This window comes from Pseudomonas sp. QD4, assembly GCF_049199125.1.
In the GTDB taxonomy this organism is placed as follows: domain Bacteria; phylum Pseudomonadota; class Gammaproteobacteria; order Pseudomonadales; family Pseudomonadaceae; genus Aquipseudomonas.
Genome location: NZ_JBLZOM010000001.1, coordinates 1,912,501 through 1,931,584, shown reverse-complemented (window position 1 = coordinate 1,931,584; position 19,084 = coordinate 1,912,501). Strand labels below are relative to the sequence as shown.

At 65.8% G+C, this 19,084-nt stretch carries 16 protein-coding genes; 9 read left to right on the top strand and 7 right to left on the bottom strand.

What is annotated here, in order from left to right; genetic code table 11:
• Positions 1–72 precede the first annotated feature (72 nt).
• From ACOZJV_RS08445 to ACOZJV_RS08430, 4 genes are all read right to left on the bottom strand, one after another.
• Complete coding sequence (locus ACOZJV_RS08445) at positions 73–693, bottom strand: hypothetical protein (protein WP_421547328.1); 621 nt, start codon at positions 691–693, stop codon at positions 73–75.
• Positions 694–732: 39 nt separating this feature from the next.
• Positions 733–1,146 (bottom strand): LIC_13387 family protein, encoded by a 414-nt coding sequence (locus tag ACOZJV_RS08440; protein ID WP_421547327.1) that lies wholly within the window; start codon positions 1,144–1,146, stop codon positions 733–735.
• Positions 1,147–1,246: 100 nt separating this feature from the next.
• Positions 1,247–3,019, bottom strand: a complete 1,773-nt coding sequence (locus tag ACOZJV_RS08435; RefSeq protein WP_421547326.1) for an acyl-CoA dehydrogenase C-terminal domain-containing protein — start codon at positions 3,017–3,019, stop codon at positions 1,247–1,249.
• Positions 3,020–3,115: 96 nt separating this feature from the next.
• Positions 3,116–4,738 (bottom strand): acyl-CoA synthetase, encoded by a 1,623-nt coding sequence (locus ACOZJV_RS08430; RefSeq protein WP_078473808.1) that lies wholly within the window; start codon positions 4,736–4,738, stop codon positions 3,116–3,118.
• 181 nt (positions 4,739–4,919) lie between these two features.
• On the opposite strand from ACOZJV_RS08430, the gene ACOZJV_RS08425 reads away from it, so the two are divergent.
• On the top strand, positions 4,920–6,791 hold the full coding sequence (locus ACOZJV_RS08425) for a PAS domain S-box protein (protein ID WP_078473807.1): 1,872 nt from the start codon (positions 4,920–4,922) through the stop codon (positions 6,789–6,791).
• A gap of 4 nt (positions 6,792–6,795) precedes the next feature.
• Positions 6,796–7,428, top strand: coding sequence for a response regulator transcription factor (locus ACOZJV_RS08420; RefSeq protein ID WP_201130324.1), 633 nt, complete (start codon positions 6,796–6,798; stop codon positions 7,426–7,428).
• A 9-nt stretch (positions 7,429–7,437) separates the two neighbouring features.
• Here ACOZJV_RS08420 and ACOZJV_RS08415 read toward each other — a convergent pair whose 3' ends face one another.
• Together ACOZJV_RS08415 and ACOZJV_RS08410 are read right to left on the bottom strand one after the other, a co-directional pair.
• Positions 7,438–8,046: a TetR/AcrR family transcriptional regulator gene (locus ACOZJV_RS08415; RefSeq protein WP_201130325.1), complete on the bottom strand. Its 609-nt coding sequence runs from the start codon at positions 8,044–8,046 to the stop codon at positions 7,438–7,440.
• The gene (locus tag ACOZJV_RS08410; RefSeq protein WP_078473804.1) at positions 8,033–8,884 is read right to left on the bottom strand and encodes a 3-hydroxybutyryl-CoA dehydrogenase; all 852 of its coding nucleotides are present in this window, start codon (positions 8,882–8,884) and stop codon (positions 8,033–8,035) included. Before ACOZJV_RS08410 ends, ACOZJV_RS08415 begins: the two co-directional genes overlap by 14 nt.
• A gap of 208 nt (positions 8,885–9,092) precedes the next feature.
• Here ACOZJV_RS08410 and ACOZJV_RS08405 point away from each other — a divergent pair, with 208 nt between their 5' ends.
• Entirely contained in the window at positions 9,093–10,109 is a 1,017-nt protein-coding gene (locus ACOZJV_RS08405) for an AraC family transcriptional regulator (protein WP_421547325.1), read from the top strand.
• Positions 10,110–10,188: 79 nt separating this feature from the next.
• Here ACOZJV_RS08405 and ACOZJV_RS08400 read toward each other — a convergent pair whose 3' ends face one another.
• Positions 10,189–12,078, bottom strand: a complete 1,890-nt coding sequence (locus tag ACOZJV_RS08400) for a sigma-54-dependent Fis family transcriptional regulator (protein ID WP_078473802.1) — start codon at positions 12,076–12,078, stop codon at positions 10,189–10,191.
• A gap of 342 nt (positions 12,079–12,420) precedes the next feature.
• Between ACOZJV_RS08400 and ACOZJV_RS08395 the strand changes: the two genes are divergently transcribed.
• The 6 genes from ACOZJV_RS08395 (at position 12,421) to ACOZJV_RS08370 (ending at position 18,673) form a co-directional block, all read left to right on the top strand.
• A complete protein-coding gene (locus ACOZJV_RS08395) occupies positions 12,421–13,497 on the top strand; it encodes an ATP-NAD kinase family protein (protein WP_421547324.1) in 1,077 nt (358 codons plus the stop codon).
• Between the two features lie 2 nt (positions 13,498–13,499).
• On the top strand, positions 13,500–14,477 hold the full coding sequence (locus ACOZJV_RS08390; protein ID WP_020300038.1) for a thiamine pyrophosphate-dependent dehydrogenase E1 component subunit alpha: 978 nt from the start codon (positions 13,500–13,502) through the stop codon (positions 14,475–14,477).
• A 33-nt stretch (positions 14,478–14,510) separates the two neighbouring features.
• On the top strand, positions 14,511–15,527 hold the full coding sequence (locus ACOZJV_RS08385; protein WP_078473800.1) for an alpha-ketoacid dehydrogenase subunit beta: 1,017 nt from the start codon (positions 14,511–14,513) through the stop codon (positions 15,525–15,527).
• Complete coding sequence (locus ACOZJV_RS08380; RefSeq protein WP_201130332.1) at positions 15,527–16,639, top strand: acetoin dehydrogenase dihydrolipoyllysine-residue acetyltransferase subunit; 1,113 nt, start codon at positions 15,527–15,529, stop codon at positions 16,637–16,639. The genes ACOZJV_RS08385 and ACOZJV_RS08380 overlap by 1 nt, the downstream gene beginning before the upstream one ends.
• A gap of 93 nt (positions 16,640–16,732) precedes the next feature.
• Positions 16,733–17,797 carry a 2,3-butanediol dehydrogenase gene (locus ACOZJV_RS08375; RefSeq protein WP_238596245.1) on the top strand — a complete coding sequence of 355 codons (1,065 nt, stop codon included), beginning with the start codon at positions 16,733–16,735 and terminating at the stop codon, positions 17,795–17,797.
• Positions 17,798–17,923: 126 nt separating this feature from the next.
• Positions 17,924–18,673, top strand: coding sequence for a hypothetical protein (locus ACOZJV_RS08370; RefSeq protein ID WP_242487591.1), 750 nt, complete (start codon positions 17,924–17,926; stop codon positions 18,671–18,673).
• The last annotated feature ends 411 nt before the right edge of the window (positions 18,674–19,084 follow it).

Here is a 19,084-nt window from a genome sequence, read left to right as displayed (position 1 = left end):
GTGGCGAGGGAGCTTGCTCGCGTCGGCGCGCGAAGCCGCCCTGAAAAATCGAACGGCTACCCTTGGCACCACTCAGTGACCTGATCCCCCCGCCTGACCCTGCGCTTTATCCTGCGTCCCCACCCCCAGCGAGACCTGCCGTAGCGGCTTGTCATCGCGAGTCAGGCGCACCTGCAACACCAGCAGCGGCAACCCCAGGAAGTAGATCAGCAGCACCCCGGCGGCGATCATCTGCAACAGGCCCTTGCGCCGAGTCAGGGGCGGTCGCTGGCGCGGCGCCGGCTTGCGGCAATAGAAAAACCAGCCGATGCCCAGCCAGCCGATCGCCAGCCACATGGCCAGTTCAAGACTTTTCGGCGGTGGGCTGTATAGCAGGTTGCCGTCGAAATCATCCGGGAAGTTCAGGCGCCAGCCCAGGGAAATGCACAGTTGTACAAGGCCACCGGCAAACCACGCCAGGCGCGCTCCGGGCAGGCGCAGCAGGGCCAGCAGCATCAGGCCCAGGCAGGCCAGGGCCCAGCCCATGGCGATCCAGATAAACCCTATGGACCCGCCAAACAGCGTGCCGCCGATGTCCCTAGGGGTTAGCAGCTCCCAGCAGAAGTAGACGCAATGGGCCACGATCATCGCGGCGGTGAGCCCGCTCAGGGCGTAATACGGGCGTAACCACGAAGGCGGTAACAGACGGGGCATAGAACCTGCTCGGTTGATAAAGGAAAGCAACGCCATGGCTCAGGCCAGCAACAGCGCGGTGCCGACGGCGAACAGCAGCAGCGCCAGACCGATACCCACCAGCGGGACTCTGAACCAGTAGCGTTGCGCCAAAAGCAGCATGGCTCCCAGAAACAGCAGCCCGATGGCTAGCAGCAACGGCGCGTCCAGCAACATTGGCAGGTGCAGCAGGCCCATGTAGCCGTAAAGGGCGCCAAACAGCATCGCCCCCAGACTGTGGCTGGCATTAAACCCGACCCAGGCGCGCCACAGGGTGGTTTGGCGGGTGATCGCGGGCGACACGCGCTGCATGTGCGCGGTCAGGGCCGCATCGCGGGGCACGAATTTGTCGCTGAAAAAGGTGTAGAGCAGGTGCAGGCTGCCGAGCAGCAGCACAATGGCCGCACTGGCCACGATCAGGGTTTGCGCCAACACAGTCGTTCCTTGGGTGTGTTTTGGGGGCGCAAGTATGCCGTGCCCGGCGCTAATTTGCATGGGCAGGCGCCGGGCCTTGCGCCCGACGCCGGATGGCGCTCTAGAACTGGTCGGCGGGCAATTCGAACAACGGGCTGCTGCCGGCGCGAATGCTCTGTTCCAGGCTGAGGATGCGCGGCAGCAGGCGGCTGAAGTAGAAGCTCGCGGTGGCCAGCTTGGCGCTGTAGAACCCCTGGTCCTCGGCGCGCCGATGCTCGGCAATCTGCGCCATGCGCGCCCAGAGGTAGGCGTAGGCCACATAACCGAACAGGTGCAGGTATTCGACGCAGGCGCTGCCAATCGCGTTCGGGTCGAGGGCGGCTTGCTGCTGCAGCCAGTCGCTGAGGGTTTCCAGGCGTTGCACCGCATCCAGCAACGGCGCGGCGTAGGCGGCGCCCGGCAGGACGGCATAGGCGCGGATCTCGCTGGTGAACAGGCGCAGCGCCACACCGCCATTGCCCACCACTTTGCGTCCCAGCAAGTCGAGGGCCTGGATGCCGTTGGTGCCTTCGTAGATCTGCGCAATGCGCACGTCGCGCACCAGTTGTTCCTGGCCCCACTCGCGGATATAGCCATGGCCGCCGAACACTTGCTGGCCGTGGATGCAGCTGTCGAGGCCGGTGTCGGTGAAAAACGCCTTGGCCACCGGCGTCAGCAGCGCCACCAGGGCCTGGGCGTTGTCGCGCTCGGCCGCCTGGTCGGAGAACTTGGCCAGGTCCAGCTGTTGCCCGACATAACTGGCAAAGGCTCGGCCGCCTTCGGTCATGGCCTTCATGCTGAGCAGCATGCGTCGCACATCGGGGTGGACGATGATCGGGTCGGCGCTTTTATCCTTGGCCTGGGCCCCGCCCGGGGCGCGGCTTTGCAGGCGGTCGCGGGCATAGGTGCGGGCGTTCTGGTACGAGGCTTCGGCGCAGCCAATGCCCTGGATACCGATCGACAGCCGCTCGTAATTCATCATGGTGAACATCGCTGCCAGGCCCTTGTTGGCCTCGCCGATCAGCCAGCCGCTGGCGCCGTCGAAGTTCATCACGCAGGTGGCCGAGGCCTTGATCCCCATCTTGTGCTCGATGGAGCCGCAGCTCACTGCGTTGGCCGCGCCCAGGGCGCCGTTGGCGTCCACCAGGACCTTGGGCACCAGAAACAGCGAAATGCCTTTGGGCCCGGGCGGTGCGTCCGGCAGTTTGGCCAGCACCAGGTGGATGATGTTTTCGGTCAGGTCCTGATCGCCGCCGGTGATGAAAATCTTGCTGCCGCTGAGGCGATAGCTGCCATCGGCCTGGGGTTCGGCGCGGGTGCGAATCATGCCCAGGTCAGTGCCGGCATGGGCTTCGGTCAGGCACATCGAGCCGGCCCAGCGGCCTTCGTACAGGGCGGGCAGGTAGCGCTGTTTCAGCTCCTCGCTGGCGTGGGCGTCGATGGCCAGGCAGGCACCGGAGCTCAGGGCCGAATACAGGGCGAAGCTTGAGTTGGCGGCGTAGAGCATCTCTTCGAACTGCACCGCGAGCATCTTCGGCATGCCCATGCCGCCGAACGCCGGGTTGCCGCTCAGACCCACCCAGCCGCCGGCGATGTACGTCTGGTACGCCTGCTTGAAACCCTCGGGGGTGGAGACCTGGCCGGCCAGCCATTGGGCGCCCTGTTCGTCGCCGCTGCGGTTGAGCGGGGCGATCAGGTTGCCGGTGACCTTGGCTGCTTCTTCGAGGATCGCGTCGGCGGTGGCGCCGTCGACCGTCTCGGCCAGGGCCGGCAAGCGCGCCCAGAGGGCCGGGGCGTCGAACAGTTCATGCAGGACAAAGCGCATGTCGCGCAGCGGAGCGTTGAATTCGGGCATTGCACAAAACCTCGTGTCAGGCGGGGCAGGCGGCCGCAACCGCCTGCTTCAAAAGGGTCCAGGCCGAGTGTCATCAGCCTGGCGTCGCAGGCGCCGCTAGAGCGCCTTGGCCATGTCGCGCAGGACGAATTTCTGGATCTTGCCGGTCGAGGTCTTGGGCAGCAGGGTGAAGACCACGCTGCGCGGGACCTTGAACCCTGCCAGATGCTCGCGGCAGAAGGCGATGATCTCGGCTTCGCGCACCTGCTGGTGATCGGCCTTGAGGGTGATAAAGGCGCAGGGGGTCTCACCCCATTTTTCATCGGGCCGGGCCACCACGGCCGCTTCCAGCACCGCCGGGTGCCGGTAGAGCACGCCTTCGAGTTCGATGGTGGAAATATTCTCGCCCCCGGAAATGATGATGTCCTTGAGCCGGTCGCGGATCTCCACGTAACCGTCGGGGTGGGTCACCGCCAGGTCGCCGGTGTGGAACCAGCCGCCCTCGAAGGCTTCGGCGGTGGCGCTGGGGTTTTTCAGGTAGCCCTTCATCACCGTGTTGCCGCGCATGAAAATCTCACCGATGGTCTGGCCGTCATGGGGCGTGGGTTCGAGGGTTTTCGGGTCGGCCACCATCACCCCTTCCAGGGTCGGGTAGCGCACGCCCTGGCGCGCCTTGATCTGCGCCCGCTGCTCTAGGGGCAACTCGTCCCAGGCCGCGTGCCAGGCACACAGGGTCACCGGCCCGTAGACCTCGGTCAGGCCGTAGACGTGAGTGACCTTGATGCCCATTTCTTCCACGGCGCCTATCACTTTGGCCGGCGGCGCGGCGCCGGCGACCATGGCGTTCACCGGGTGGTCGATGGCGGCCTTGGCCGAGTCCGGCATGTTGACCAGGGCATTGAGCACAATCGGCGCGCCGCACAGGTGAGTGACCTGGTGCTCGCGGATCAGGTTGAGGATCTTCTGCGGGTCGACCCGGCGCAGGAACACATGCACCCCGGCCAGGGCGGTCACGGTCCAGGGGTAGCACCAGCCGTTGCAGTGGAACATCGGCAGGGTCCAGAGGTACACCGGGTGGTTGCCCATGGCCCAGGTCATCTGGTTGCCCAGGGAATTGAGGTAGGCGCCGCGGTGGTGGTAGACCACGCCCTTGGGGTTGCCGGTGGTGCCCGAGGTGTAGTTCAGCGAGATCGCCTGCCACTCGTCATCCGGCCATTGCCAGGCAAAATCCGGGTCGCCCTCGGCCAGGAACGCCTCGTAGTCCAGTTCGCTGACTGCCTGGCCTTCGCCGTATTCCGGGTCGTCGAGGTCGATCACCAGGGGCGGGTGGTCGAGCATGCCGATGGCCGCCTGCACCACGTCATGGAACTCGCGGTCGGCGATCAGCACCTTGGCTTCGCCGTGGGCCAGCATAAAGGCGATGGCCTCGGCGTCCAGGCGCACGTTGAGGGCATTGAGCACCGCGCCGATCATCGGCACGCCGAAGTGCGCCTCCAGCATCGCCGGGATATTGGGCAGCATCACCGCCACCGTGTCGTTCTTGCCGATGCCGCGTCCGGCCAGGGCCGAGGCCAGGCGTCGGCAGCGGCGGTAAGTGTCGGCCCAGGTGCGGCGGATCGAGCCGTGGATCACCGCCGGGTAGTCGGGGTAAACGCTGGCGGTGCGCTCGATGAAACTCAGGGGCGAGAGGGCGATGTGATTGACGGCAGTCGGCGCAAGGCCTTGCTCGTAGATGGACATGGTTCGGGTACCCGGTGGCTGATTATTAGCTCTATGGACCGAGGCTTTTTTAACGGCGCTCGGTGACTTATCCGGGGTCTTTTATATACTGTTTGCCGGTTGGTATGGAAGTACTACCTGAGTTGTATAGTAGTTGTACTATAATCATAATTCGCTGCTCCGGCTCACAGGTTGATCGACGATGCCCAGCTCCACTCCCTTGAACCGCTGGTTGCGCCAGCAACGTGAAGGCCGGCTGACGGACACCCCCTGGCTTGGCCACGACCCGCAACCCAGTGTGCTGCTGGATGCCCAGGCGCAGCCCCTGGACCTCAACCCGGCCTTGGAGCAATGGCTGGAAACAGCGGCGCCGTGCACGGTGTCGGCGCTGTTGCCGGTCAATCACCCGGCCCTGGTGCGGGCCTGTCTGGAGCAGCAGCGGGCCATCGAAGACGTCGAGGCCCAGTGGGGCGAGCGGATCCTGCTCTGGAGTTTTATCCCCGACCCGCAACGGCAACGGGTCCTGGCCCGCTGCCGTGAAGCCACGGCGCAGATCCACGCCGAGCGCGAGTCGGCCCGGGCCCGGCGCCTGTACCGGCTGATCACCGAAAACACCACCGACCTGATTTCCCGGCACACCCCCGACGGCTGCTTCCTCGATGCCTCGCCGGCGTCCTTTACCCTGCTCGGCTACTGGCCCGAAGAGCTGCGCGGGCGCCTGGCCCGCAGCCTGTTCCACAGCCAGGACCTGGCCGGGCTGATGCAGCGCACCCGCGATGCCCTGGAGCAGGACGGCTATCACACCATGACCTACCGCATCCGCCATCGCGACGGCCATTACCTGTGGTTCGAGACCGCCTGCCGGGCCATCCGCGAAACCTACACCGGGGCGGTGGTGGAGGTGGTCAGCGTGTCGCGGGACATCACCGCCCGGGTCCAGGCCGAGGAGACCAAGCGCCGCCTGGCCGAGGTGGTGGAAGCCCATACCGACCCGGTGCTGTTTATCCAGCCCAGTGGCGCCGTCACCTACCTCAACCCGGCAGCCCGGCGCACCCTGGGCCTGACCGCGCGCCAGGAGATGCCCAACCTCGACCGCCTGTTGGCCCCCGAGGCTCTGGCGCGCCTGCAGCGTGAAGGCTGGACCTGCGCCGAGCGCGATGGCCGCTGGAGCCTCGACACCCGCCTGCACCCCGTGGTCGATGGGCAATCGGTGGCGGTGTCACTGATGCTGCTGGCCCATCGCTCGGCCAGCGGCGAGCGCTTTTATTCCCTGGTGGCCCACGACCTGACCGAGCGCGAATTGCGTGAGGCCGAGCAACGCCACCACCAGGACGAACTGGCCCATACCGCGCGCCTGGTGACCCTGGGTGAACTGGCCTCGGGCATCGCCCATGAGATGAATCAGCCGCTGGCCGCAGTGGTCAATTACGCCAGCGCCAGCCAGCGTTACCTGCAAGCCCTGGGTAGCCAGCCCCAGGCGGCCGAGCGTGTGGCCCAGGGCCTGGAGCGTATCGTGGTCCACGCCACCCACGCCGCCGAAGTGATCAAGGGCCTGCGCGCCTTCTTGCGCAAGGGTCGGCGGCGCATGGAGGCGCTGGACATCAGCGAAGTGGCCCGGGAAACCGTGCGCCTGTGCGCCTGGGAGGCCGGGGCCTGCCAGGTGACGATCGAGCAGCAGTTGCCGGATAATCTGCCGCCGATTTATGCCGACCGGGTGCTGCTCGAACAGGTGCTGCTCAACTTGCTGCGCAACGCCATCGACGCCAACCGCGAGGTGCACGCGGATGCGCCGTCGCGGATCATCCTCGGCGCCCAGGGGCTGCCTGATGGCGGGGTCCAGGTCAGTGTCAGCGACCAGGGTCCGGGCGTTTCCGAGGCGCAGTTGCAGCAGATCTTCACCCCGTTCTACACCAGCAAGGCCAATGGTCTGGGGCTGGGGCTGTCCATGAGCCGCAGCATTATCGAAGGCTTCGGCGGCGAGTTGCAGGCCCGGCCCCAGGCGGTCGGCTTGCAGATGTGCTGCCGCTTGCCGGCCCCCGCGCTGAGCGGGGCAACCTCACAACAACAGGAGTAAGGCCATGGCGAATGTGGCGCAGCAGGTGGTGTACGTGGTCGACGATGACCAGGGCATGCTCGACTCCACCGTCTGGCTGCTGGAGTCGGTGGGCCTCAAGGCGCTGCCGTTCACCAGCGGTCGCGAGTTTCTGGACGCCTGTGACAGCCGGCTCAATGCCTGTGTGCTGCTGGACGTGCGCATGCCGGGCATGGGCGGGCTGAATGTGCAGGAAGAGATGCGCAGCCGCGAGTTGCGCCTGCCGGTGATTTTCGTCAGTGGGCATGCCGATGTGCCGATCGTGGTCCGCGCCTTCAAGGCCGGGGCCCATGACTTTATCGAAAAGCCCTACAACGAGCAGTTGCTGCTGGACAGCGTGCAACAGGCCCTGAGCCACAGCGATGAGCGTCAGCCCGACGCGGGCCTGGGCGCGGTCCAGGCGCGCCTGCAAAGCCTCACCCCACGGGAGAACGATGTGCTGCTGCCGCTGGTGCAGGGGTACAGCAACCGCGAGGTGGCGGAGCAACTGGGGGTCAGCGTCAAGACCATCGACCTGTACCGGTCGCGGGTGATGAAGCGCATGCAGGCCGACAACCTGCCGCAATTGGTGGGCATGGCCATCGCCGCCGGCCTGGTCGATCCGCTGCAACTGCGCTGAGGGGCCGCTTCAGGCCACCGCCACTTGCAGGCTCGGCTTGGCCGCCAGCACTCGCTCGATGGCCCCGGTCAGCAGGTTTTCCAGCAGCTCATCGCGTTCGCCTGGCTCCAGCGCCTGCTGGGCCAGCCAGCTGGGGGCGCTGTTGAGCAGAATGGCGATGGCATGCCCGGCCGCCTGCAGCGCGCCCGGGCTCAAGCGGCGCGGGCGGCCGAGCATCAGCAGCAACTGGCGTTCGTATTGCTCGCGCAACTGCCGCACCCGCAGCTGTTGATCGTCGTTAAGGCAACTGCTGTCGCGCTCCACCAGGCGAAAATGCCAGGGCATCTCGCGGTACAGCTCCAGGTGCGCGCGAATCAGCCGCTGCAGGTTGCCGCGCCGCGAGCGCGGTGTCTGCTCGATGCGCTCCAGAGTTGCCAGCAGCTCCTCGTAGAACTCTTCGATCAGGTCCAGCAGCAAGTGCTGCTTGCTCGGGTAATGGTGATACAGGGAGCCTGGGGTCAGCCCCAGGTAAGTCGCCAACTCGCGCATGCCGACCTGGCCGAAGCCCTTGCAGGCGAACAGCTCCAGAGCCTTGTCGCGGCTCTCGGCAAAACGCGAGCAGCGCTCAGCCATAGACATGGAAGCCGCGTCCGGTTTTGCGCCCCAGGTAACCGGCGGCCACCATTTCCTTGAGCAGCGGGGCGGGGCGGTACTTGCTGTCGTTGAAGCCGTCGTAGAAGGCTTCGAGAATCGCCAGCAGGGTGTCCAGGCCAATCAGGTCGGCCAGGGCCAGCGGGCCGATCGGCTGGTTGCAGCCCAGGCGCATGCCGGCGTCGATGTCCTCGGCGCTGGCCAGGCCTTCCTGAAACACCAGGATCGCTTCGTTGATCATCGGCACCAGGATCCGGTTCACCACAAACCCCGGGCGGTTGCCGGCGGTGATCGCGGTCTTGCCCAGGCGCTGGGCCAGGTCCATGGCCAGGGCGTGGGTCGCGTCGCTGGTTTGCAGGCCGCGAATCACTTCGATCAGGCCCATCATCGGCACCGGGTTGAAAAAGTGCAGGCCGATAAAACGCTCGGGGGCGTTGACGCTGGCCGCCAGTTGGGTGATCGACAGCGACGAGGTGTTGGAGGCGATCACGCAGTCGGCGCCGACCACGCCGGCAATCTGTTGCAGCAGGCGCAGCTTGAGGTCGAGGTTCTCGGTGGCGGCTTCGATCACCAACTGCGCCTCGGCCAGGCTGGCGTAGTCGGTGCTGGTGCGGATCCGGGCCAGGGCGCTGTGTTTTTGCTCTTCGGCCAGGGTCTGCTTGGCGATCTGCCGGTCGAGGTTCTTGCTGATGGTGGCCAGGGCTTTTTCCAGGGCGCTGGCGCTGATGTCCAGCAGGGTCACCTCGAAACCGGCCAGGGCGCAGACCTGGGCGATGCCGTTGCCCATGGTGCCGGCGCCAATCACGCCAAGGGTGTGCAGATTCATAAAGGACAGTCCTGTGCAAACGGGTTCGAATGAGCGCGTGTGGCCGAGGGGGCATCGTCGGTCGCCTGCGACTGGCGTACCATGGCGCGCGGCCCTCGACACGGGGTTGGGCGCCAGTCTAGAGGCCACCGCCTGGCGGGCCTATGCCATAACTGTTCAGCGATGCTGGCGTTTTTTGCCATTCGGCTGATGGGGAGAACCGGCTTTGATGCGGGAAAAGGATTCGGTCGCGGCGTATTTCGTGCACGCCATGATCCACGGGCTGCGTGATCAGCCCCAGCGCCTGGCGGCGGTACTGGCCGAGGCCGGCATCGACCCGGCGTTGATGGAGCAGCCCCACGCCCGGGTGCCGGCCAGTGCGTTTGCCGCGTTGTGGCTGATTCAGATCCGCGAGTTGCAGGACGAGTTCTTCCAGCTCGATGCCCATGGCATGCCCGTCGGCAGTTTCGCCCTGATCTGCCGCGCGCTGATCCAGGAGCCCGACCTGGGCAAGGCACTGCGCCAGTGCCTGGCCAATTTCGGGCTGTTCCTCAAGGACTTTCACGGCAGCCTCAGCGTGCGCGGCAAGCGTGCGGTGATCAGCCTGCACACCACCGCCACGGACCCGGACGCGCGGCGTTTTGGCGAAGAGACCTTCCTGGTGCTGATGATCAGCCTGCTGTGTTGGCTGGGCGGGCGGCGTATCCCCATCGACCGCGCGGATTTTCGTCAGACGCGCTTGTCCTTGAGCGACGACGCGTTGCTCTGGGGGCCGAATTTGAGTTTTGGCGCCGAGCGCACCGAGATCGAATTTGCCAGCCGCTTTCTGCGCTTGCCGGTGGTCCAGGACCTGGCCTCGCTCAAGGTGTTTTTACGCAGCGCGCCGCAGTGGCTGGTGATCCGCTTTCGCAATCAGCACGGGTTGGCGACCCAGGTTCACCAGCGGTTGCGGCGCAGCCACTACAGCCAGTGGCCGACCCTGGATGCCTTTGCCGGCGAGCTGCAAATGAGCCCCAGCACCCTGCGCCGGCGCCTGGAGCGGGAGGGTTGTTCGTACCAGGAAATCAAGGACGAAGTGCGCCGCGGCATGGCCGTGCAACTGCTGCGCAACAGCGCCACCAGCATCGGCGAAATCGCCGAGCAGACCGGCTTCCAGGAACCCAGCGCCTTCCACCGCGCCTTCAAGAAATGGACCGGCGAAAGCCCCGGCCGCTACCGCGCCCGTTTCCAACCCCACACCCTGTAGCCGCTGCCGAGGCGCGAGGCAGCGCTGGCCGGCCCGAACGCCGCAGCAATACGGCGCCAATCAGGGCTGTCACCAGCGGCTACAGGCTTCGGCCGGGCATTTCGATGCCGTGCTGGTGCACGCGGCGGTACAGGGTGGCGCGGGAGATGCCCAAGGCCTTGGCGGCGGGCAGGGGTTTCCAGCGGTGGCGCACCAGGGCGTCGAGCAGGGCCTGGCGTTCCGGGCTGGCGTGGCGCTCGGCCGGGCTGTCGAGGGGCGTGCCGTCCAGTGCCAGGCCTTGCAACTGTTCGGGCAAATCCCGCAGCTGGATCAGGTCGTCCTCGCACACCGCACAGGCGTAGCGCAGCACATGCCGCAATTGGCGCACATTGCCCGGCCAGCGGTAACCCAGCAGGCATTCCAGGGCGGCGCTGCCCAGCTGCACCGGCGCCCCGCACAGCTGCGACTCTTCCTGCACAATGCGCTGGATCAGCGCCAGGCGATCGCTGCGCTCGCGCAACGGCGGCAACTGAAAGCGTGCGCCGCCCAAACGAAAATACAGGTCCTCGCGAAACTCGCCCGCCGCCACCAACTGCTCCAGGTCACGGTGACTGGCGCACACCACCTGGATATCCACGGCCTTGCGCCGCGAAGCCCCCAGCGGCGCCACTTCGCCCTCGGACAGCACCCGCAGCAGCCGGGTCTGCAACGCCAGGGGCATATCGCCGATTTCATCGAGAAACAGCGTGCCGCCATCGGCCTGTTGCAACAGGCCCTGCATGCCCTTGTTCGACGCCCCGGTAAAGGCCCCGGCGACATACCCAAACAACTCGCTTTCAATCAGGCTTTCCGGGATCGCCGCGCAGTTCACCGCCACGAACGGCCGCTCGCGGCGTTGGCTGGCCTGGTGCACCTGGCGGGCAAACACCTCCTTGCCGGAGCCGGTTTCACCCTGGATCAGCACCGGCAGGTTGCGGTCCTTGACCCGTACCGCCAGGCGCAGGCTTTCGGCCAGGCGCGGGTCGAGTTCGGCTGGCGCCAGGGCCAGGCGCTGGCGATTGCGGTTGACGCGCCGCGGCGCACTCAGGCGCCCGTGTAGCGCCTGGCGGCCGCCCAGGCAGGGCAGCAGGCACAGCGACTCATCCCGGGCCCGGTGCAGCGACTGCTGGTCGAACACCTGGCCGATGTGCTCCGGCAGGCGCCCCAGCCCCTGCAACAGCCACTGGCGCGCCGCCGGGTTCAGCGCGTGCAGGCGGCCATCGTCGTCCCAGGCCAGCAGGTAGTCCGGCTGGCTGTCGACATAGCCCGGGCTGTGGTGGGCCCGCAGCACCCAGAAGCCCTGGGCGCTGCTCATGAAAAACGCCTGTTCGATCTCCCGTGCGCTCTGCACCACCATCTGCCGGATCAGGTGCTGGGAGCGGCGCTCGTCCGGGGAGCGCACCGCCGACACATCGAGCACCCCGAGCAGTTCGCCCTGGGGGTCGAAGACCGGCGCGGCGGAGCAGGTCAGGCCGATAAAGGCAGCGCGAAAGTGGTCGCGCTTGTGCACCGTCACCGGGGCCCGGGCGGTGAGGACTGCGGCCACGCCGCAGGTGCCTTCCTCGCCCTCGGACCAGCAGGTGCCCAGGTACAGCCCGGCCTTGCGGCAATCATTACGAATGGTGCTTTCGACCCGGTAGTCGATGGTCTGGCCCTGGGCGTCGGTGAGCAGCACGCAATAGTCGGCGTCGCGCACCCGGCCGTGCAGGCGCGCGACCTCTTCGCTGGCGATGCGCAGAAACAGCTCGGAACGCTCGCGGCATTCCTGCAGCACATTCTGCGAAAGGATCCGTGGCCCCTGCAGCGAGCCCGGGTCCAGGTGATGTTGCTCCATGGAGCGGCGCCAGGAATCGAGGATCAGGTCCGAGACCGGCAATTGCGGCAGGTGTTCGGCGTTTCTCAAGACACGGCTGACGCAATCCACATGCGCCTTCGAGTGTGCGCAAAGCATGAGGGCCTCCGGTTCCAGCTTCTTATCGTTGTGCGGGCATTAAGCGCCGAACACCGGCCGCCGACAAGCGCCCTCTGATCGCAGGTCGGGGTGAGACGCAATGTCTCAAGGTCTCGTCCAGGCCCCGTGCAGCCTGACATGCAGCGTCTCAGCCGGTGTCTTCCGATGCCACTCGGCCATCGCTTGCACGAGGCCCTGGGCCGGGCTTTTGCGGGGTTTTTTCGCAACCTGGCACCGGCCTTGCTCTAGCTCTGATACCCAGCCTGACTGGCCAGATAATAAGAAGAGGTGCCCTATGTCGTTCGCTCAAGGTTCGTTCGCCGTTGTGCCCGGGGTGGCTGCATGAGCCGTTTGCCCTTGACCGTGGGCATCATCGCCAACCCGGCCTCGGGGCGCGACGTGCGCCGCCTGACCGCCAATGCCGGGCTGTTCTCCAGCACCGACAAAGTCTCGGTGATCCAGCGCCTGCTGGCGGCCTTTGGCGCCACCGGAATCGAACGGGTGCTGATGCCCACCGACATGACCGGCATCGCCGCCGCGGTGCAGAAAAACAGCCACAGCCGCCAGGCCCGGGACAGCCACTGGCCGGCGCTGGAGTTTCTCGACCTGACCCTGCGCCAGAGCGTCGAAGACACGCGCAAGGCCGCACGCTGGATGGCCGAGCGCGGCGTGGCGCTGATTGCCGTGCTCGGGGGCGACGGCACCCACAAGGCGGTGGCTGCCGAGGTCGGCGATATTCCGTTGCTGACCCTGTCCACCGGCACCAACAACGCCTTCCCCGAACTGCGCGAAGCCACCAGCGCCGGGCTGGCCGGCGGGCTGTTCGCCAGCGGGCGGATCCCGGCCGAAATCGCCCTGCGGCGCAACAAACGGCTGCTGGTGCGCGAGCCCGTACGGGGCCTGCACGAGATCGCCCTGGTGGACGTGGCGGTGTCCTCGCTGCCCTTTATCGGCGCTCGGGCCATCAGCCGTGCGGCGGACCTGGCCGAGGTCTTCGTGACCTTTGCCGAGCCCCAGTCCATCGGCCTGTCTGCCCTGTGCGGGCTGTGGCTGCCGGTCACCCGCCAGGAGCCCTACGGCGCCTGGATGCGCCTGGACCCCCATGCGCCCCAGGCCCTGCTGGTGCCCCTGGCCCCGGGGTTGTTGCAGGGCTGCGGGGTGCGCGACGCCGGTTACCTGCAACCCGGGGTGCCCCGGCCCCTGTCCCTGCCCAGCGGCACCCTGGCCCTGGATGGCGAGCGCGAAATCGAATTCAACCTGCATGACCGACCCACGGTCACCCTCGATGGCGGCGGCCCGCTGAGCATCGATGTCCAGGCGGCCCTGGCGTTCACGGCGCAAGAGCGCCTGTTGGCCATCGGTCGCGAACACCCGCAACACCCCGTGAACCTTCAGCACCAAGACACTCCTGGAGAATAAAAATGTCGACACCTTTGACCTCTGATCAGTTGCTGCATGCCTACCAGGTGATGCGCACCATCCGTGCCTTCGAAGAGCGCCTGCACGTGGAATTCGCCACCGGCGAGATTCCCGGTTTCGTCCACCTGTATGCCGGCGAAGAAGCCTCGGCCGCAGGCGTCATGGCCCACCTGGGCGACGATGATTGCATCGCCTCCAACCACCGCGGCCACGGCCATTGCATCGCCAAGGGCGTGGACGTGTACGGGATGATGGCCGAGATCTACGGCAAGAAAACCGGGGTCTGCCAGGGCAAGGGCGGCTCCATGCACATCGCCGATTTCGAGAAGGGCATGCTCGGCGCCAACGGCATTGTCGGCGCCGGCGCGCCACTGGTGGTGGGCGCGGCCCTGGCCGCCAAACTCAAGGGCACCGACAGCGTGGCGGTGGTGTTTTTCGGCGATGGCGGCTCCAACGAGGGCGCGGTGTTCGAGGCCATGAACATGGCCTCGGTGTGGAACCTGCCATGCCTGTTCATCGCCGAGAACAACGGCTACGCCGAGGCCACGGCCTCCAACTGGTCGGTGGCCTGCGACCACATCGCCGACCGCGCCGCCGGCTTCGGCATGCCCGGGGTCACGGTCGACGGCTTTGACTTCTTTGCCGTGCACGAAGCCGCCGGTGCGGCCGTGGAACGGGCCCGGGCCGGGGAGGGGCCATCGCTGATCGAGGTCAAGCTGACCCGCTATTACGGCCACTTCGAAGGCGATGCCCAGACCTACCGCGCGCCGGATGAGGTCAAGCATTTTCGCGAGCACAACGACTGCCTGATGCAGTTCCGCGAGCGCAGCACCCGCGCCGGGCTGGTTCAGGCCAGCCAGTTGGACCAGATCGACCACGAGGTCGAACTGCTGATCGAAAACGCCGTGCGCAAGGCCAAGTCCGACCCCAAGCCGAGCCCCGCCGACCTGCTCACCGACGTCTACGTCTCCTACCCCTGAATACTCCCTATAACAAGAATCGAGACCTCTATCATGGCGAGAAAAATCAGTTATCAGCAGGCCATCAACGAAGCCCTGGCCCAGGAAATGCGCCGCGACCCCAGCGTGTTCATCATGGGTGAAGACGTCGCCGGCGGTGCCGGTGCCCCCGGTGAAAACGATGCCTGGGGCGGGGTGCTGGGCGTGACCAAAGGCCTGTACCACCAGTTCCCCGGGCGCGTGCTCGACACCCCGCTGTCGGAACTGGGCTATGTCGGCGCGGCGGTCGGCGCGGCCACCTGCGGCGTGCGTCCGGTGTGCGAGTTGATGTTCGTCGACTTCGCCGGTTGCTGCCTGGACCAGATCCTCAACCAGGCGGCCAAATTTCGCTACATGTTCGGCGGCAAGGCGGCCACCCCGCTGGTGATCCGCACCATGGTCGGCGCCGGGCTGCGCGCGGCGGCCCAGCACTCGCAAATGCTGACCTCGCTGTGGACCCACATCCCCGGGCTGAAAGTGGTCTGCCCATCCTCGCCCTACGATGCCAAGGGCTTGTTGATCCAGGCCATCCGCGACAACGACCCGGTGATTTTCTGCGAGCACAAAATGCTCTACAGCATGCAGGGCGAAGTGCCGGAAGAGCTCTACACCATCCCCTTCGGCGAGGCCAACTTCCTGCGCGACGGCAAGGACGTGACCCTGGTCTCCTACGGGCGCACGGTCAACACCGCGATGGACGCGGCGCGCAGCCTGGCCGGGCGCGGCATCGATTGCGAGGTCATCGACCTGCGCACCACCAGCCCGCTGGATGAAGACAGCATCCTCGAAAGCGTGGAGAAGACCGGGCGTCTGGTGGTCATCGACGAAGCCAACCCGCGCTGCTCCATGGCCACCGATATCTCGGCCCTGGTGGCGCAAAAAGCCTTCGGTGCGCTCAAGGCACCGATTGAAATGGTCACCGCGCCGCACACCCCGGTGCCGTTCTCCGATGCCCTGGAAGACCTGTACATCCCCGACGCGGCGAAGATCGAAAACGCCGTGCTCAAAGTCATCGAATGGAGCAAGCGCTGATGAGCCAGATCCATACCCTGACCATGCCCAAGTGGGGCTTGTCGATGACCGAGGGCCGGGTCGATGCCTGGCTCAAGGAAGAAGGCCAGGCCATCACCAAGGGCGATGAAGTGCTGGACGTCGAGACCGACAAGATCTCCAGCAGCGTCGAGGCGCCGTTCTCCGGGGTGCTGCGGCGCCAGATCGCCCGCCAGGACGAAACCCTGTCCGTCGGCGCCTTGCTCGGCATCGTGGTCGAGGGCGACGTCAGCGACGCCGAGATCGACGCGGTGATCGAGCAGTTCCAGGCCGACTTCGTGCCCGGTGCCGGTGCCGAGGAAGACAGCGGACCCAAGCCCCAGAAAGTCGAACTGGACGGGCGCCTGGTGCGCTACTTCGAGCGCGGCGAAGGCGGTGTGCCGCTGGTGCTGGTGCACGGTTTTGGCGGCGACCTCAACAACTGGCTGTTCAACCACGAAGCCCTGGCCGCCGGCCGCCGGGTGATCGCCCTCGACCTGCCGGGCCATGGTGAGTCGGCCAAGCAGTTGCAGCGCGGCGACCTGGATGAACTGAGCGGCGTGCTGCTGGCGCTGCTCGATCACCTGGATATCCCCGAGGCGCACCTGGTGGGCCATTCCATGGGCGGTGCGGTGTGCCTCAACGCCGCGCGCCTGGCCCCTCAGCGGGTGCGCTCGCTGACCCTGATCGGCAGCGCCGGCCTGGGCACGGAAATCAACGGCAGCTACCTGCAAGGGTTTGTCGAGGCGGCCAACCGCAACGCCTTGAAGGCGCCGCTGATGCAGCTGTTCTCCAACGCCGAGCTGGTCAACCGGCAGATGCTCGAAGACATGCTCAAGTACAAGCGCCTGGAAGGGGTGGACAGCGCCCTGCGGCAACTGGCGGCGAACCTGTTCGGCGAAGGCCGGCAACAGCTCGACCTGCGAGCCGTGGTCCAGGACGGCGCGCAACCGGTGCTGGTGATCTGGGGCAGTGATGACGCGATCATCCCGGCGGCCCACAGCCAGGGCCTGGCGGCGCAGATCGAGATCCTGCCGGGCCAGGCGCACATGGTGCAGATGGAAGCGGCGGAACAGGTCAACCGGCTGGTGCTGGAGTTTATCCGCCAGCACTGAAGCCCGTGATGGCTGCGCCGGCCCCCTGGCTGCGCAGCCCTATAACAATAAGGAGTAGCCAAGATGGGTGTTTCTCTCAAATCGACTCAAAGCATGCGTGCCGCCGTGTGGCATGGCCGCAACGACATCCGCGTCGAAGACGTGCCGCTGCCGGGCGCGCCACCGGCCGGCTGGGTGCAGATCCGCGTCGAGTGGTGCGGGATCTGCGGTTCCGACTTGCATGAATACGTGGCCGGCCCGGTCTTCATCCCGGTGGATGCGCCGCACCCGCTGACCGGCATCAAGGGCCAGTGCATCCTCGGCCATGAGTTCTGCGGCGAGATCGTCGAGCTTGGCGCCGGGGTCCAGGGTTTCAGTGTCGGCGAGCCGGTGGCGGCCGATGCCTGCCAGCACTGCGGCACCTGTTATTACTGCACCCACGGCCTGTACAACATCTGCGAAAACCTGGCCTTCACCGGGTTGATGAACAACGGTGCCTTTGCCGAACTGGTCAACGTACCGGCCAACCTGCTGTACAAATTGCCGGCCAACTTCCCGGCCGAAGCCGGGGCGCTGATCGAGCCCCTGGCGGTGGGCATGCACGCGGTGAAAAAGGCCGGCAACTTGCTGGGGCAGAACGTGGTGGTGGTCGGCGCCGGGACCATCGGCCTGTGCACCATCATGTGCGCCAAGGCTGCCGGCGCGGCCCAGGTCATCGCCCTGGAAATGTCCGGCGCACGCAAGGCCAAGGCCCTGGAAGTCGGCGCGACCCACGTGCTCGATCCCAAGGAATGCGACGCCCTGGCCGAGGTCAAGCGCCTCACCGGCGGCCTGGGGGCCGATGTCAGCTTTGAATGCATCGGCAACAAACGCACGGCCAAGCTGGCCATCGACCTGATCCGCAAGGCTGGCAAATGCGTGCTGGTGGGCATCTTCGAAGAGCCCAGCGAGTTCAACTTCTTCGAGCTGGTGGCCACCGAGAAACAGGTGCTGGGCTCCCTGGCCTACAACGGCGAATTCGCCGATGTGATTGCCTTTATCGCCGACGGCCGCCTGGACATCACGCCGCTGGTGACCGGGCGCATCCAACTGGAAGAGATCGTTGGCCAGGGCTTTGAGGAGCTGGTCAACAACAAGGAACACAACGTGAAAATCATCGTTTCACCGGGTCGCGTGTAGCACGCCCAAGCGGGCGATTTGGCGATGGCCGTGGGTGGCCATCGCACTTTTTTAGGTTTTGCCGCTCTATTCATGGCCAGGCCGCGCTGATCCCCAGCTGTGCCAGTGAATATTGACCCGGTGCCGATGGCCTACGCCCCCTTCTTTTGCATGAAGCAATTGCTGCGCCGCCCCCTGCTGTTGGCAGGGCTGTTGGTGCTCTGTTCCAGTGGCTGCAGCCAGCAGCAAGGACGCGATATCGCGGAACAGTTTCGTAAAGGCAAACCCGACGAATTCTTCCAGACCAGCGTCGACCGCATGGCCACCCTGGGCATGCGCGACAACCTGCAAAGCCTGTACCTGCTGATGGGCAAGCTGTACCTGCGCAACCCGGCGCAGTGGCGCAAATCGGGCTACCCCGACGGCACCACCGCCCAGCGCGAAATCCGCAACGCCATCGAAAAACGCCAGCCGCTGCCTTCATTGGGCGATCGCCGGGATCTGGCGGCCTTGAGTTATTCCCTGAGCCCGGAATTTCAGGGGGACCGGGTCGGGGCGTTTATCTATGCCATCGGCAGCATGCTGGTGACGGCCCATGGCGGGCGCACCGAGTTTTATATGACCGATGCGATTGATCCGCAGTTTGTCAGCAATGCGGCGCGCAATATTGAGAAGGCCACTTGGTTGTTGAGCCAGCGGCAGGATGCCAATGGGGTGCTGTTGTTGTTTTCCAATGAGATTTCGGAGGAGGGCAGTAACCTGAGTTTTGCGGTTGAGTTTGGGAAGATTGTGGCGCGGTTGGATTTGCTGACGCAGATGTTGGATGAGCGGTATCGGCGGATTGGGTTGAATTATGCGCAGAGTTTGCTGTTTATGAATTTTTTGCCGGTGCAATAATCCGCAACTCCCAGGCGGCCCTCCGGCCGGCCTGCCTTACCCCTGTGGCGAGGGAGCTTGCTCCCGCTGGGCCGCGTAGCGGCCCCAAGACCTGACGCCTCGGGTTTATGGGTGTACATATCCATTGCTGCGGATGTGGCGGCTATAGGTTCCGCTCTTACAGCGGCTCACTTTTGAACAGCGCAAAAGTAAGCAAAACGCTCTTGCCCCACCACTCGGTGCCTCGCTTCGGCTCGGCATGCCCTCACTCCGGCATTGATCCGTGGGCCGCCGCGATGGGCCATCCATGGCCCAGCGCGGCTAACCCGGCGTCCTGCCGGGTTGCCCACGGCTCACTGCCTGCGTTCGGCCATCGTGGTTTAACGGGGCGCTTCAGATCAAAATCAAAATCAAAATCAAGGGCAAGACGGC